Annotated in this window: 14 protein-coding genes; 10 read left to right on the top strand and 4 right to left on the bottom strand. The window is 31.1% G+C overall.

Features of this window, described 5'->3' with window-relative positions; genetic code table 11:
• Window positions 1-7 precede the first annotated feature (7 nt).
• The 3 genes from NZD85_RS08490 (at window position 8) to NZD85_RS08500 (ending at window position 3,672) form a co-directional block, all read left to right on the top strand.
• Complete coding sequence (locus tag NZD85_RS08490; protein ID WP_260541428.1) at window positions 8-2,026, top strand: DUF3857 domain-containing protein; 2,019 nt, start codon at window positions 8-10, stop codon at window positions 2,024-2,026.
• An 87-nt stretch (window positions 2,027-2,113) separates the two neighbouring features.
• Entirely contained in the window at window positions 2,114-2,440 is a 327-nt protein-coding gene (locus NZD85_RS08495; RefSeq protein ID WP_135834709.1) for a nucleotide pyrophosphohydrolase, read from the top strand.
• 2 nt (window positions 2,441-2,442) lie between these two features.
• Window positions 2,443-3,672, top strand: a complete 1,230-nt coding sequence (locus tag NZD85_RS08500; RefSeq protein WP_260541429.1) for a 3-phosphoshikimate 1-carboxyvinyltransferase — start codon at window positions 2,443-2,445, stop codon at window positions 3,670-3,672.
• 58 nt (window positions 3,673-3,730) lie between these two features.
• On the opposite strand, the gene NZD85_RS08505 is transcribed toward NZD85_RS08500, so the two are convergent.
• Both NZD85_RS08505 and NZD85_RS08510 read right to left on the bottom strand, forming a co-directional pair.
• Window positions 3,731-5,563 (bottom strand): ABC transporter ATP-binding protein, encoded by a 1,833-nt coding sequence (locus tag NZD85_RS08505; RefSeq protein ID WP_188319525.1) that lies wholly within the window; start codon window positions 5,561-5,563, stop codon window positions 3,731-3,733.
• Window positions 5,564-5,709: 146 nt separating this feature from the next.
• Window positions 5,710-6,135, bottom strand: coding sequence for a DUF2147 domain-containing protein (locus NZD85_RS08510; protein WP_225541950.1), 426 nt, complete (start codon window positions 6,133-6,135; stop codon window positions 5,710-5,712).
• A gap of 334 nt (window positions 6,136-6,469) precedes the next feature.
• On the opposite strand from NZD85_RS08510, the gene epsC reads away from it, so the two are divergent.
• The 3 genes from epsC (at window position 6,470) to clpB (ending at window position 10,935) form a co-directional block, all read left to right on the top strand.
• Window positions 6,470-7,243: a serine O-acetyltransferase EpsC gene (gene epsC, locus NZD85_RS08515; RefSeq protein WP_260541430.1), complete on the top strand. Its 774-nt coding sequence runs from the start codon at window positions 6,470-6,472 to the stop codon at window positions 7,241-7,243.
• Between the two features lie 12 nt (window positions 7,244-7,255).
• The gene (cysK, locus tag NZD85_RS08520) at window positions 7,256-8,164 is read left to right on the top strand and encodes a cysteine synthase A (RefSeq protein ID WP_225541948.1); all 909 of its coding nucleotides are present in this window, start codon (window positions 7,256-7,258) and stop codon (window positions 8,162-8,164) included.
• A gap of 158 nt (window positions 8,165-8,322) precedes the next feature.
• Complete coding sequence (gene clpB / locus NZD85_RS08525; protein ID WP_260541431.1) at window positions 8,323-10,935, top strand: ATP-dependent chaperone ClpB; 2,613 nt, start codon at window positions 8,323-8,325, stop codon at window positions 10,933-10,935.
• Between the two features lie 49 nt (window positions 10,936-10,984).
• On the opposite strand, the gene NZD85_RS08530 is transcribed toward clpB, so the two are convergent.
• Window positions 10,985-11,494, bottom strand: coding sequence for a DUF2480 family protein (locus NZD85_RS08530; protein WP_260541432.1), 510 nt, complete (start codon window positions 11,492-11,494; stop codon window positions 10,985-10,987).
• A 100-nt stretch (window positions 11,495-11,594) separates the two neighbouring features.
• On the opposite strand from NZD85_RS08530, the gene lpxB reads away from it, so the two are divergent.
• From lpxB to NZD85_RS08550, 4 genes are all read left to right on the top strand, one after another.
• Window positions 11,595-12,710 (top strand): lipid-A-disaccharide synthase, encoded by a 1,116-nt coding sequence (lpxB, locus tag NZD85_RS08535; RefSeq protein WP_260541433.1) that lies wholly within the window; start codon window positions 11,595-11,597, stop codon window positions 12,708-12,710.
• A 248-nt stretch (window positions 12,711-12,958) separates the two neighbouring features.
• Window positions 12,959-13,399, top strand: a complete 441-nt coding sequence (locus NZD85_RS08540; RefSeq protein ID WP_260541434.1) for a hypothetical protein — start codon at window positions 12,959-12,961, stop codon at window positions 13,397-13,399.
• A 12-nt stretch (window positions 13,400-13,411) separates the two neighbouring features.
• Window positions 13,412-13,957: an RNA polymerase sigma factor gene (locus tag NZD85_RS08545; RefSeq protein WP_225539119.1), complete on the top strand. Its 546-nt coding sequence runs from the start codon at window positions 13,412-13,414 to the stop codon at window positions 13,955-13,957.
• Window positions 13,954-15,303, top strand: coding sequence for a porin family protein (locus NZD85_RS08550; RefSeq protein WP_260541435.1), 1,350 nt, complete (start codon window positions 13,954-13,956; stop codon window positions 15,301-15,303). The genes NZD85_RS08545 and NZD85_RS08550 overlap by 4 nt, the downstream gene beginning before the upstream one ends.
• 15 nt (window positions 15,304-15,318) lie before the next feature.
• Here the strand turns inward: NZD85_RS08550 and NZD85_RS08555 are convergent, their stop codons facing one another.
• Entirely contained in the window at window positions 15,319-15,756 is a 438-nt protein-coding gene (locus tag NZD85_RS08555; RefSeq protein ID WP_260541436.1) for a DUF2141 domain-containing protein, read from the bottom strand.
• Window positions 15,757-15,817: the final 61 nt, after the last annotated feature.

Here is a 15,817-nt window from a genome sequence, read left to right on the forward strand (position 1 = left end):
CACTTATATGAAAACATTAATTGCGATAGTGGCCTCTGTTGCTACAGTTTCAAGTTTTGCGCAAGATGTGAAATTTGGAAAAATATCAAAACAAGATTTCGAGAAAACAAAGAGTACAATACAGGCAGATGCTCCAGCAGAAGTTTTGTATGCAGATGGAAATTATAAAGTAAGTTTCAATACAAATCAGGGCGGTGTTGAACAAACAAAAAAAGTTTTTTATCGCATGATTGTCTTTGATAAAGACAAAACACCTGACGATGTTTTAAAAATTGAAATTCCTATTTATAAAAGCACAACAACTGATCAAGATAAATTACTTTCTTTAAAAGCTGTTACTTATAACTTAGAAAATGGAAAAATAGTTGAGCAAAAAGTAGAGAAAAAAGATATTTTCTTAGAAAAAGTTCATCGTTTTTTAGATAAGCAAACCTTTACATTTCCAAATGTTAAAAATGGCTCAATCTTAGAATATACATACGAAATTGTTTCTCCTTTTGTTCGACAAACTGACGCTTGGTATTTCCAACAATCAATACCAGTTGTTGCAAGTAATTTTACATTTCAAAATCAGGAATATTTTAATTATCAACAAGATTTGAGAGGTGGTTTTACGCCTAAAATATCAACTAACTCGAAAGAAGAAACATTTACAAGTACTTCCTTTGGAAACAGAGGTGTTTCAAGTTTCGGAGGAGATATGGGAAACCAAGGAGCTACTTCAACTACTCAAAAACTAAAATTAAATACCCAAACCTACACTTTAACCAACTTACCTTCTTATTCTCGCGAAGCTTATGTGCTCAATCCACGAAATATGTTAGCAAGTATTCAGTTAGAGCTAGCCTCTTTCTCAGTACCGGGTAGAACAACAGAAAATTATGCGACTACTTGGGAACGCATTGGAAAAGACTTGATGGATCACGAAGGTTTTGGTCGCCAATTAAACGGAAATAACTTTTTAGACGAGACGGTAAACGCAACAATAGCAGGAAAAAATACGAATACCGAAAAAATGACTGCTATCTATGATTACGTTAAAAAGAATTTTACGTGGAACGAATACCACAGCGAAACAACTGAAAAAGGAATAAGAAAAACATTTAATGAGAAATCTGGAAATGTTGCTGATCTTAATTTATTATTGACTACAATGTTGCGAAAAGCTGGATTAAATGCTAATCCTATTGTGTTAAGTTCTTTGCAAAATGGATTAATTAATTATTCATTTCCTTCTCGCAGCAAACTAAATTATGTCATTGTTGGGGCAGATGTGGATAATGATTTTTATCTGATGGATGCGACGGATAAGAATGCACAAATCAATTTATTGCCACTAAGAGCAATCAACGATCGTGGATTTATGGTAAATGAAAAAGGAATCAAAGAAATTCCTTTGCGCAATTCTGTTATGACGAATAATAAAATATCAATTACCGCCGATTTAACTACTGATGGAAATTTGAAAGGTCAATTTTCTAATGTAAGAGATAATTACTTTTATATGTTCGATAAAAATGAAATTGCAAACGATCCAAAAGCGTTCGAAAAAGAATTTGTAGAAGATTATAATTTCGAAATTTCTGATTTTAAAACACAAGATAACAATCAAAATAATATTCGTCATCAATTCAAATTTGATGATGTAAAAGTGGATGTTGCAGGAAACAAAATCTTATTCAATCCCTTTCTTTTTGTAACAAACACAAAACATAACTTGAATTTAGAACAACGTAATTATAACATCGAATTTGGTGCGCCAATAACGAATACAAATACAGTGAAAATTAAAATTCCTGAAGGATACAAAGTAGAAACTTTACCTGTAGATAAACAATTTACAATGCCAGATCAAGTTGGGGGATATATTTGCAAAGTAATAGAAAAAGATGGCTATATTATTGCTCAAGCTCAAAAAGTAATGCCTTACAGTACTTTACCAGCACAATATTACAAACCATTGAAAGAATTTTTAACAAATATCATTCAAGCTGAAAGTCAGCAAGTGATTTTAGTTAAACAATAAAAATATAGAAACTGCGAATAAAGCCAACTCCAAACGCGAGTTGGCTTTTTATTTTTGTACCTTTATCTTTTAAAAATTTTAAACAAAATGAGCCTTAAACAAGCACAATTAGACGTTGATAATTGGATTAAAGAACACGGTGTTCGTTATTTTAACGAGTTAACAAATATGGCACAACTAACAGAAGAAGTTGGTGAAGTTGCTCGTATTATTGCTCGTCGTTATGGTGAGCAGTCAGAAAAAGAATCAGATAAAAACAAAGACTTAGGCGAAGAATTGGCCGATGTTATTTTTGTAGCGCTTTGTTTAGCAAATCAAACTGGTGTTGATTTAGAGTCTGCTTTTTACAAAAAATTAGATTACAAGACAAAACGTGATCATGATCGTCATCAAAATAATGATAAATTAAAATAAATATGATTGAAATTTCTGCGCTACAATCTCCCATCAATAATCAACTATCGATAACAGGATCCAAAAGCGAAAGCAATCGTTTATTGTTATTAAACCAATTATTTGAGAATGTTTTGACTTTAGAAAATATTTCAAATTCAGAAGATTCTCAGTTAATGCAAAAGGCTTTAGCAAACAAAACAGATTTAATCGATATTCATCACGCTGGAACCGCTATGCGATTTTTGACAGCTTATTTTTCTATTCAAGACGGACGAAAAGTAACGTTAACAGGTTCTGATCGAATGAAACAACGTCCTATAAAAATTTTGGTAGATGCGTTAAACGAATTGGGTGCAGAAATTTCGTATCAAGAGAATGAAGGCTATCCACCTTTGTCTATTGTAGGAAAAAAATTAACCAAAGAAACAATCACTATTCCATCTAATATTAGTTCGCAATACATCACAGCGTTATGTTTAATTGGAACGAAATTAGAAAATGGATTGACGATAAATCTTGACGGAAAAATTATTTCTGTTCCATATATTCAAATGACAATTCAGTTGTTGAATAAAGTTGGAATTAAAGCCACTTTCGAAGGAAATACAATTCAAGTTCCTTTTACGAAAAGGATCGAAGCGCAAATAGTACAAGTTGAATCCGATTGGAGTTCGGCTTCTTACTATTATAGTTTGATTGCTTTATCACAAAATTCTGAAGTTAAAATTTCTACATATTTCGAAGACTCTTTACAAGGAGATTCGGCTTTGCAAAATATATATGCAGAAAACTTCGGTGTGATTTCTACTTTTGATAATGGAATTTTAAGCTTAAAAAACGATGCGAATTTTCAGCCTAAACAAAAGATTGAATTAAATTTAATCAATACACCAGATATTGCACAAACCATTGCCGCAACTTGTGTTGGACTGAAAGTAAATTGTATTTTAACAGGGTTAGAAACATTAAAAATCAAAGAAACAGATCGTTTGGTTGCATTGAAAAATGAGTTAGAAAAATTAGGTGCGATTATTCGTATTACTGATGATTCTTTAGCGATAGAAGGTTATCAAGATTTTTCTGAAACGCCAACTTTTGAAACATATAATGACCATAGAATGGCAATGTGTATGGCGCCTTTAGCTCAGAAATATGCGATTCGCATTAACAATGAAATGGTCGTAGAAAAGTCATATCCGACATTTTGGGAAGATTGGACAAAATTAGGATTTGAGATTAAATCTATTTAAAATAATATCAAAAAAAAATCCGCTCGTGAGCGGATTTTTTTAGAATATACTAAAGTTTTTATTCAAAATTTTGCATGTTTACAAGATTTGCGTAAACACCTTTTTTCTCTATTAATGAATGATGATTTCCTTCTTCAATAATTTTTCCAGCTTCCATCACCACAATTTTATCTGCATTCTGAATTGTAGATAAACGGTGCGCAATAACCAAAGAAGTACGATTTTGCATCATATTATTTAAGGCAACTTGTACCAATTTCTCCGATTTAGTATCCAATGCCGAAGTCGCCTCATCCAAAACCATAATTGGTGGATTCTTGTAAACTGCACGCGCAATACTTAAACGTTGTTTTTGTCCACCAGAAAGTTTGCTTCCACCCTCTCCTACCGACTCTTGGTATTTTTCTGGCATTTTGATTATAAACTCTTCTGCATTAGCAATTCGCGCAGCACTCACAACTTTCTCCTCACTTGGCGATTTATCTCCCAATGAAATATTATTAAAAATAGTATCATTAAACAGGATAGAATCCTGCGTTACCAATCCAAATAATAAGCGATAATCGTGTAGTTTTATATGTTTAATATCAATTCCATCAATTAATATTTGGCCAGATTTTACATCCCAAAAACGCGTAATTAAATTCGCTAAAGTCGATTTTCCTGAACCTGATTGCCCAACTAAAGCAACTGTTTCTCCTTTATTTATTGTTAAATTAAAATCTTTGATGACATCATGTTTTCCATAGGCGAATGTTACATTTCGAAACTCGATTTTATCTTCAAAAGCTTCAATTCCTTTTGCATTTGGTAAATCTTGAATTGATACATCTGCATCCAAAACTTCAAAGATTCGTTGAGCAGAAACCTCTCCTTTCTGAACATCTGATAAAGCTTTCGAAAACTTTTTAATTGGGTCTAATAAAGTGTAAAAAGTTGCAATATAAAAAATGAATTGTGAACCTGTTAATCCATTTCCTTCTAATGATAATTTTCCTCCAAAAAAGACTATCAATCCAATTGTAACCGCACCTAAAAACTCACTTGTAGGCGAAGCTAAAGCTCTCTTTTTCATAACCTTTTGAAGGTATTTTCTGTAACGATTAATCGATTCATCAAATCGTCCTTTCACTTGGTCTTCAGCATTAAAAATCTTAATGATTTTTAGAGATGTCAACGTTTCATCCACATAGGTAATAATGTTTGATAATTCATCTTGTGCATGAGCAGCAGCTTTTTTTAAGCTTTTACCGATCAAGGAAATAATTGTCCCCATAATAGGAAAAACTAAAATAGCGAATATGGTCAATTGATAACTAACCGTAAATAATACACCCACAAAAACGATAATCATAATTGGCGATCGAACAATTTCGACAATCGAATTGAGAATATTTGATTCTACTTCATTCACATCACTCGAAATACGATTAATCATATCTCCTTTTCGTTTTTCAGTAAAATATGCAACAGGTAAATCGATAATTTTGTTGTGAATATCAACACGTAAATCACGTGTAACACCTGAACGTAAATCCACTAAACATGTTTCCGATAAAAAACTAAAAATATTTCGGAATAAAAAAGCGACTATAAAAATGACACAGGAAATTGCCAACACATAAATAGGTCCTTCTGTTTGAGAAACTTCATTCATATAGTAAGCCGAATAATCAGAAAAGAACTGCTTCAAATCATCTAATTTACCCGAATAGATAGGTTTCGTGACAACTTCATTATTTTCTTCACCAAATAAAACGCTCAAAATTGGCATCATAAAAGCTAATGCAACAACATTGAAAAGTGCGTAAAGTAAGTTGAAGATGATCGCTGTTATAAACGAACTTTTATATGGTTTAGCGTAGTTGAACGCTCTTTTAGTTAAACTCATTTTATATTTTTAATCATCAAAAGAATAATTTTGACTTTGCAAATTTAAGCAAAAAAAATAATGACTATTCTTTTTAAGAAATAGTCATTATAGAGTAAATTTTGTGGTTTGATTACTCAGAGTAACCTTTTCGTTTTTGTTTTGATTTATTTAACTCGATGCCAAGTTTGCGTTCTTCCAACAAGAGAAATTCCGATATAACCTCTTACATCAAGTTTGTCATTACCATTTAATGACATTTTTGCTTTGTATTCTTTTCCATTATTAGGATCAAGGATTTTTCCTCCATTCCATTCTTTACCATCTTTTTTAAGACCTGTAAGAATTTGCATTCCTAAAATTGGTTTATTTTTTAACGCTCCTGAACAATCTGTACATTTAGCGTCTTCTTTTCCTTTTGTTAAAATCTTAGTGACTTTACCATACAGTTTTCCATCTTTCTCGAAAATCTCTACGTAAGACTTCGCTTGTTTTGTTTCATCATCAATTGTTTTCCATGTTCCAATCGGTGATTGCGCATACATTAAAGATGTCAACATAAAGAATAATCCGAATAAAATTGATTTTTTCATATTTTTATCCTTTAAAATTTATTTCACTAAAGTAACTCTTTTTTGGTGTAAACAAAACACTAAGTATTATTTTTTATACAAATCGTATAAACTAAATGCTTAAATACATTTAAACATTTGTTTTTTAAATATTTAAAAGTTAGTAATTTTTTAAATAAATAGTATATAATTTTATTTATTCAAGTCAATACAACGTATTGTTTTCCATCTATAATCGCCATATAAATGTTTCATATTTATCAAAAAAAAAGATTTTTAGCTTATTTTTATACAGAAACCTAAAAAAATGAATACATTTGTCTACTATTTTTATAGAGTTTATAGATAAAGTAAAATGACCCATTTCTCAAAATATAGTTTACCATTCAACAAAGCGGATTTAGAACCAATAATTGAATCTATCATTTACGATGAAATTTTTCAGCAACCAAATTCAACTTACAGAAAAGAAGATTTGTTAAATCAATTCAATACTATTTTGCTAAAAATTGTTCCAGAAGAAAAATCAAATAAAATTAGTCTTTATTTCTTTGAACAATTTACGCAACTACGACAAGAATTAGAAAATCTTATTTACATTTTTTATGCGAATGACCCTGCTTCAAAATCCGAAATAGAAATTATTTTAGCCTATCCTGGTTTTTTTGCAATCGCTATCCATCGTTTAGCTAATATTTTATTCAAATTGGACACTCCAATTTTACCACGTTTTTTCTCAGAATACGCACATTCTAAAACTGGAATTGATATTCATCCTGGTGCCACAATTGGAAAAAACTTTTATATAGATCATGGTACTGGAATAGTAATTGGAGAAACAACTATTATTGGGGATCATGTCAAAATTTATCAAGGTGTAACTTTAGGAGCATTTTATGTTTCGAAGAATTTAGCGGATAAAAAACGTCATCCAACCATCGAAAATAATGTAACAATCTATGCTGGAGCTACTATTTTAGGTGGAACAACTGTAATAGGTGAAAACTCTATAATTGGAGGTAATGTTTGGATTACAGAAAGTATCGAAGATAATTCGATTGTTTATCAAGAAAATAAACCACAAATAAAGAAGCAAAAAATTGAACAACATCACGATTATATCATCTAAAAATCTATCAAAATGATTTATAATAATATCTTAGAAACCATTGGAAATACACCAATAATCAAATTGAATAAATTATTTCCAAATCATCATGTATACATAAAAATTGAGAAACAAAATCCAGGAGGATCAATCAAAGATCGTATAGCTTTGGCAATGATTGAAGATGCTGAAAAAGCAGGTATTTTACAACCTGGAGGAACAATTATCGAACCTACTTCAGGTAATACTGGTATTGGATTGTCTTTTGTAGCTGCAGTAAAAGGCTATAAAATGATTATTACAATGCCAGAATCAATGTCGATTGAACGCCGAAAAATAATGGAAGCTTATGGAGCTGAATTTGTTTTGACTCCAAAAGAATTAGGAATGAAAGGTGCAATCGCAAAAGCACAAGAATTAGCTGAAAACATAGAAGGAGCTTGGGTTCCACAACAATTTGAAAATAATTCAAATCCAACTATTCATTATACTACAACAGCCAAAGAAATTCTTGCAGATTTTCCTCAAGGAATTGATTATTTAATTACAGGTGTTGGTACGGGAGGACATCTTTCTGGTATTGGAAAAGCATTAAAAGAAGCGAATTCTTCAACTAAAGTTTTTGCTGTAGAACCAACAGATTCACCTGTGATTTCAGGAGGAAATCCTGGTCCACATGCTCTTCAAGGAATTGGAGCTGGATTTCTACCGAAAAATTTAGATTTAACTATTGTTGATCAATCAATTCAAATTACAAAAGAAGAAGCTTTTGAATTCACCAAAAAAGTTGCTAAAGAAGAAGGTTTATTTGTTGGAATTTCAACAGGTGCATCTCTTGCTGCTGTTTCTAAAAAATTGGATATAATAGGAAATGAAGCTAAAATTATAACGATAAACTATGATACAGGCGAACGTTATTTATCTGTAGAAGGTTTGTTTTAAAGTCAGTATTAACCAAAATCCTAAAGGAGACATTGTCAAAATGTCTCTTTTTTTTATTCAATAAGGTCAAAAAGTCAGTTTTTTAACATCTTATCTACTTTGGAATTTTTTTTGATGGAATAAAACCATACAAAACGAATATAAAAAACTAAGGGTCAATGGATTTTAATCAATTTACAATAAAGGGTCGAGAAGCAATACAGGCCGCGCAACAAATCGCAGTTTCACATAAAAATCAAGCGATAGAACCTGCTCATATTTTAGGAGGAATGATTGATGTTGATGAAAATGTGTTATCATTAATCTTAGAAAAACAAGGTGTCAAATTCGATTTATTAAAACCAGAATTAGATCTTGAAATCAATAAATACCCTAAAATTGAAGGGCAACAAAGGAATCATCTTTCCAATTCTTCTAACCAAATTTTGCAATCAGCGAAAGAAATTGCAAAAGGAATGAATGATGATTTTATCACATTAGAACATTTATTATTAGGTATAATTAAGAATGGTTCACCTGTTAGTCAGTTATTAAAAAATAAAGGTGTAACATTCGAGAACACAAAAAAATTAGTAACAGAATTGAGAAACGGAGAAAGAGTAACTTCTGAAAATGCAGAAGGAACATATAATTCATTAAACAAATACGCTAAAAATTTAACAGATTTAGCAAAAGAAGGGAAATTAGATCCTGTAATTGGTCGTGATGAAGAAATTCGTCGTGTTTTACAAATTCTATCTCGTCGAACAAAAAACAACCCAATTCTAATTGGTGAACCAGGTGTAGGTAAAACCGCTATAGCAGAAGGTTTGGCTCATCGAATTATTGATGGTGATGTACCCGAAAATCTTTTGAACAAACAAATTTTTTCATTGGATATGGGTGCTTTAGTTGCGGGAGCAAAATACAAAGGAGAATTTGAAGAGCGATTAAAAGCTGTTGTAAAAGAAGTTACTTCTTCAAATGGTGAAATTATTTTATTCATCGATGAAATTCATACACTTGTTGGTGCAGGTGGTGGTGGAGAAGGTGCTATGGATGCAGCTAATATTCTGAAACCAGCTTTGGCTCGTGGTGAATTACGTTCAATAGGAGCTACAACGTTGAATGAATATCAGAAATACTTTGAAAAAGACAAAGCTTTAGAGCGTCGTTTTCAGAAAGTAATGGTGGAAGAGCCTGATGAAGAATCTGCAATTTCGATCTTGCGTGGTATTAAAGATAAATACGAACAACATCATAAAATAGGTATCAAAGATGAAGCTATTATTGCGGCTGTAAAATTATCAACACGTTACATCACAGATCGTTTTTTACCAGATAAAGCGATTGATTTGATGGATGAAGCAGCTTCTAAATTACGTATGGAAATGAATTCTAAACCAGAAGATTTAGATAAATTAGACCGAAGAATTATTCAATTAGAAATTGAAATTGAAGCGATAAAACGTGAAAATGATGAGAAAAAATTGAATCTTTTAAAAGAAGAATTATCAAATCTTCAAGATGAAAGAAATCAATTGAACTCGAAATGGGAAGCAGAAAGAACACGTGCTGATGAAGTTCAGGATTTGAGAAAACATATCGAAAATATCAAATTTGATATCGAACGTGCAAAACGTGAATACGATTATGCAAAAGCATCTAAATTAGAATTTGAAGATTTAGTAAATGCCAAAAAAGATTTAGAAGATGCTGAGAAAAATTTAGAAGAAAACAAACACAACAAATTGGTGAAAGAATTTGTTGATGCAGATGATATCGCAGAAGTTGTTTCGAAATGGACAGGTGTTCCTGCTCAAAAAATGATGCAATCTGATCGTGAAAAATTATTGAATTTAGAAAGCCAATTACACAAACGTGTTTTAGGGCAAGAAGAAGCTATTACAGCTGTTTCTGATGCCATTCGCCGTTCTCGTGCAGGTCTTAGCGACGAAGGAAAACCAATCGGTTCGTTCTTATTCTTAGGATCTACCGGGGTTGGTAAAACGGAGTTGGCAAAAGCTTTAGCCGAATTCTTGTTTGACGATGAAAATGCAATGACGCGTATCGACATGTCTGAGTATCAAGAACGCCATGCGGTTTCTCGTTTAGTTGGGGCACCTCCGGGCTATGTAGGTTATGATGAAGGTGGACAATTAACAGAAGCGGTTCGTCGTCGTCCTTACTCGGTTATTTTGTTAGATGAGATTGAGAAAGCGCATCCAGATGTTTTCAATATTTTGTTACAAGTTTTAGATGATGGTCGTTTGACAGATAACAAAGGTCGTGTGGTCAACTTTAAAAATACAATTATCATCATGACTTCTAACTTTGGTTCGCATACAATTTTAGACAAATTTGCTGATATTGACGAAAACAATGTCCCACAGATTTATGATGAAACAAAACAACTTGTTTTTGATGAGTTAAAACAAAATTTTAGACCAGAGTTTTTAAATCGTATTGATGAAATCATATTATTCCGTCCGCTAAGTGAAAACCAAATTTCTGGAATTGTATCTATTTATTTGAATGGAGTGGCTAAAAAATTAGCACAACGAGACATCACATTAGATATTACACCAGAAGCTGTAGAATATTTAGCGAAAAAAGGATATGATCCTCAATTTGGAGCAAGACCTCTAAAAAGAGTCATTCAACAAGATGTATTAAACGAATTATCAAAAGAAATTTTGAAAGGTTCTATTAATGATAATGATGCGGTTTTAATCGATTATTTCGAAGAAAAACCAGGAGATAATAAATTAGTTTTCAGAACTAATCAATAAATTACGATTTATTGTTGTGTAAAAAATCCGCTCAATGAGCGGATTTTTTTTATTTCTTCTTTTTATAAAGTGGAACGGTACTGCATGCTTCACCAAACATTAACGAACTAACAATAGGTTGCAAACGTTCTATTAATTGAATATAAGCCGAATCTGGAACGGGTTTGTACGAACATCCTTTTACAATTATTTTTCCATCGATATAATCATCATAAGGTAAATGATCGACAATCTCTGTGTACAAAATCGTATCCAAATCTTCTAAACTTCCGTGAACAACGCGTTTTACTATTCCCGACAAGTATGCTGCGACCAACAAATATGCCCAAGACGGAACAATTGCATCTGCTGTACACGTTAATGCAACATATTTATCTTGATATTGTGACCAATCATGATTTTTCAGATTTTCTCTAAAATCTTTTTCTCTAAGAATCAATTCTTCATATAACCAATCTTTCAAGTCAAAAACAACACGATCTCCATCAGGATAATAATCCTGTAAATCAATTGTGACTAAGCTACTATTGGCAACTTTATTTATAATCTCGTCTGACATTTTTCTTTCTTTGAAAGAGTAAATTTACGCAATAAAAAACATTGAAATCTACTCCACTTATAGATTTCTCCTATCTTTGTAAGAAGAAAAATGATTTCCATTGAAATACTATATCATTGCAGGTGAAGCTTCGGGCGATTTACACGCATCGAACTTAATGAAAGAATTAAAATTAAAAGATCCACATGCCGAATTTAGGTTTTGGGGAGGAGATTTGATGCAAGCGCAAGGCGGAACTTTAGTCAAACATTACAGAGATTTGGCGTTTATGGGGTTTGCTGAAGTTGTAATGAATTTGAAAACGATTTTAGGAAATATTTCTGTTTCCAAAAAAGACATCGAAACCTATAAACCTGATGCGGTAATTTTAGTTGACTATCCTGGTTTTAATTTAAGAATTGCAGAGTTTGTAAAAAAACTTGGAATTAAAGTTTACTATTACATTTCGCCACAAATATGGGCTTGGAAAACGGGACGAGTTCATAAAATTAAAAAAGTTGTCGATAAAATGTTTGTCATTCTTCCGTTCGAAGAAGAATTTTATCAACGTTATGATTATAAAGTCGATTTTGTAGGAAATCCTTTGTTAGATTCGCTCAATCATCTTCCCGCAATTGATGAACAACGATTTCGAAAAGAGCACAATTTAGACGAAAGACCAATTATAGCTTTGCTTCCAGGTAGTCGAACACAAGAGATTAAAGTCAAATTACCCTTGATGCTTTCCGTAGAAAAAGATTTTCCAGATTATCAGTTTGTTGTGGCAGGAGCTCCTTCTCAACCATCAGAAAATTATAAAAAAATTGTCGGAAATCAATTGAAAATTGTTGAAAATAAAACCTACGATTTATTACGTATTTCACATGCAGCCTTGGTTACATCGGGAACAGCAACATTAGAAACAGCTTTGTTAAAAGTTCCAGAAGTGGTTTGTTACAAGGGAAATGCAATTTCGTATGAGATCGGAAAACGTGTAGTGAAAAATATTCGTTTTATTTCATTGGTCAATTTAATTATGGATGAAGAAGTCGTAAAAGAATTAATACAATATGACTTAACGTACGAAAATATTAAACGAGAATTAAATCTGATATTAAATTCACCTAAACGAGATAAAATCCTTCAAGATTACGAAGAATTGTACCATAAACTTGGAGGAATTGGCGCTTCAGAAAGAACAGCAAATTTAATCGTAGAGGATTTAAAAAATAAATGAAGAGAAAAATAAAAGATTGACGCAACCTTTTATTGATTTTGTAATCTTGTAGTCTATAGATGTCATTCAGTCTATTGTTAAAAATGTTTCGGATTGACCTAACTTAAAAGTTTACAACCTTTTCTAACAAAACAATCCTCTTGATTCTCAAGAGGATTTTTAATTTTATAGTGTTAAAATTAAATTTAAAACGCAACCATTTTAAAAAATTGTAATCTTACATTTATAACAATTAAAAAACTCATACAATGAAATTAATGAAAAAATTAAGCATGTTTGCTTTGGTTAGCGCTTTAGGATTATCAACTTTTAGCTGTTTAGATGATGATGGAGATTTTACAAATTATGGTTTTTTACCTACAACTGATATCTACGTTCACAAAGACTCTATAATGCCAGTAGGAGAAAAAACTAATATTCATGTAACCTATCAAAAAGCAAATTCTTGTCAGAACTTTATTCAATTTAGTTCTTTAAGTGGAGATACAAAATTTAAACATCATATTGGAGTTTATGCAAGTCAAGCAAGCGGTTCTTCATGTGTACAAGAACTTACTTCAGAAACAAAAACGTTAAATTTTACTCCTAAAGAAGCTGGGCAATATACCTTAAAATTCTGGACAGGAAATAATATTGAATCAAACAAACCTATTTATGATTCAATCATTTTAGATATCAAAGAAAAATAAAGTCCAATCAGTTTGAATAAAGACTCTCTTGAATATTTAATCAAGCAATGTCAAGAACAAAATAGAAAAGCACAAGAAGAAATTTATCTTGAATTTTCACCTGTTTTGTTCTCGATATGTCTTCGCTATGCCGAAAGTTACGAAGATGCGCAAGATATTTTTCAAGAGGGATTTATTCATATCTTTAATAAGGTTAACCAATTCAAATTTGAAGGATCGTTTGAAGGATGGATGAAACGAATAATGGTAAATCTCAATTTAGAGAAATTAAAAAAGAAAAACACTTTACCATTTGAAGACTATGAAAAACTCATTATAACACAAGATGACGACGAAGATATTGAGGATAATTTTGATTATCAACAATTATTAGAAGTTGTTCATAATCTTCCACCTCAGTACAGGCAAGTTTTTAACCTCTATGTTTTTGAAGAATTTACACACCAAGAAATTGCAGAAATGTTAAATATTTCGGTAGGAACTTCAAAATCAAACTTATCAAGAGCGCGAAATTTATTAAAACAAAAACTCAACCTTTTAAAAACTGTCAACAAATGAACAAATTAGATCAACATATTAAAGATAAACTCTCTCAACCACAATTACCACCGACAGATGCGTGGAAAAATATTCAACAAAAATTGGATGAAAAAGAGAAGAAAAAACGTATTGTTCCGATTTTTTATTGGATAAGTTCCACTGCAGCATGTTTGGTTGCTGGAATTTCGGTGTATTATTATTTTAATCAAAATGATGCGACTACAAATCATCCGTTTCCAACGAATGAAATTGTAAAAACTAACATAAATTCTAATCAAAACTTTTCAAATAAAAATGAAAATGTAGAGGAGAAAAATTCTTTTAAAAATCCAGTAACTTCAACAACAAACAATCTTCCACAAGATGATAATATGACTAAACAACCAAATTCATATTTTGATGAATTAAATAAAAAGTCAACGTTGTTTTCTACTACAAATCAAAAAGAAGAAAATCAAACACAAAAATTTCCCCTAAATAATTCTTTCCAAAACGAGCTATCAGACCAAAAGAATAACTCTTTTAGTGAGAAAGGAAATAATTTTCAGCAAAATACTATCCTAAAAAATCAAGACGAAAAACCATTAGAATTGGTTCTTGAAGAAGAAAAGAAGAAAAAAGAAGAGGAAAAAATAGAAATCAAACCTAAAGCGCCTATTCTGGCCATTTCTTCTTATGTTAATCCAACCATAATATTAGATTCAAAGTCTATTTTAGCGAATGAATTTAACGATTATAACATCAAAAACAGCATTACAGTTGCGTATGGTGCAAAAGTTTCGGTTCGAATAAATAAAAATTTAAACATCCGTTCTGGTATTGCTAAATTGGAGTTACAACAGCATACAACAAATGTTAATTCTGGAATCAATACTGGGATTTCTGCACTTTCTGCAAACGCTCCAAAATCATCTAATAACATTAATTATCACACTAATATTAGAGTAGTTGCCAATAATACCTCTCAAAGTACGATGATGACTATGCTTTCTTCTGAAACAAATAATATGGAACAAAAAATTAATTACATTGAAGTTCCTGTAGAAGCAGAATACAAATTAGCAAGTTTCGATAAGTTTAACCTTCTTGCAACAGCGGGAGGAAGTTATTATATTCTTACAAAAAACTCCATTTCTTTGGCAGATACCAACACAAAATCTCGATACAAGTTGGGTGAAGCAAATAACTTGAACAATACAAGTTATAGCGCAAATGCTGGTGTTAAATTGGAGTATAATTTATCGAATAAATCGAGTATAAATCTTGAACCAAATTATAGGTATATGATTAATCCTTTGAAAAATGTAGATACCAAAAATCCTTCTTTATTCGGATTGAATTTAGGCTTTTCGATTAAATTTTAATCCATAAAGACGAGGTTAATCATCGCCTTTATTATTATTCAATTTTATTGAAATCGTATTATTTTCTTCTGTCATTTCTATTTTTGCTTCCTCAAAAGTAGGTTCCCTTAAAATAGGATCTAAATTCTTCGAAAAACCATAAGGTTCTTTACGAACCCCTAAAAAACTCTTATCAAGTTTCTTGTTGTTATTGGTATCTAAATACACTTTTACGGCATAAAAAGTAGGTTCGATATCTTTAAAAACCGTTTCATATTTATCAATGTCAGCAACAGGAATATATAATTTCTTGAATGCATTTTGACCTTTTGTATAATTTTCTACATTTCTATAAAACTCAATTGCCAGATTTCCCTTCGTTTTTTTAAGATTTGTAATTGTTAACTTCACATCAATCTGTGCCATAGCTACTTGAGTGAAAAATAACACAATTAGTATAATAATTTTCTTCATTTCTCTATTTTTTTTAATCAACTCATTTACAAATGATTAAAACCTACTATTTATAAATATT

It is taken from the genome of Empedobacter stercoris, assembly GCF_025244765.1.
GTDB classification, from domain to species: domain Bacteria; phylum Bacteroidota; class Bacteroidia; order Flavobacteriales; family Weeksellaceae; genus Empedobacter; species Empedobacter stercoris.

Coding starts and splice junctions, on each gene's coding strand:
- NZD85_RS08490 (WP_260541428.1), top strand. CDS start 8: ATGAAAACATTAATTGCGATAGTGGCCTCTGTTGCTACAGTTTCAAGT.
- NZD85_RS08495 (WP_135834709.1), top strand. CDS start 2,114: ATGAGCCTTAAACAAGCACAATTAGACGTTGATAATTGGATTAAAGAA.
- NZD85_RS08500 (WP_260541429.1), top strand. CDS start 2,443: ATGATTGAAATTTCTGCGCTACAATCTCCCATCAATAATCAACTATCG.
- NZD85_RS08505 (WP_188319525.1), bottom strand. CDS start 5,563: ATGAGTTTAACTAAAAGAGCGTTCAACTACGCTAAACCATATAAAAGT.
- NZD85_RS08510 (WP_225541950.1), bottom strand. CDS start 6,135: ATGAAAAAATCAATTTTATTCGGATTATTCTTTATGTTGACATCTTTA.
- epsC (WP_260541430.1), top strand. CDS start 6,470: ATGACCCATTTCTCAAAATATAGTTTACCATTCAACAAAGCGGATTTA.
- cysK (WP_225541948.1), top strand. CDS start 7,256: ATGATTTATAATAATATCTTAGAAACCATTGGAAATACACCAATAATC.
- clpB (WP_260541431.1), top strand. CDS start 8,323: ATGGATTTTAATCAATTTACAATAAAGGGTCGAGAAGCAATACAGGCC.
- NZD85_RS08530 (WP_260541432.1), bottom strand. CDS start 11,494: ATGTCAGACGAGATTATAAATAAAGTTGCCAATAGTAGCTTAGTCACA.
- NZD85_RS08540 (WP_260541434.1), top strand. CDS start 12,959: ATGAAATTAATGAAAAAATTAAGCATGTTTGCTTTGGTTAGCGCTTTA.
- NZD85_RS08550 (WP_260541435.1), top strand. CDS start 13,954: ATGAACAAATTAGATCAACATATTAAAGATAAACTCTCTCAACCACAA.
- NZD85_RS08555 (WP_260541436.1), bottom strand. CDS start 15,756: ATGAAGAAAATTATTATACTAATTGTGTTATTTTTCACTCAAGTAGCT.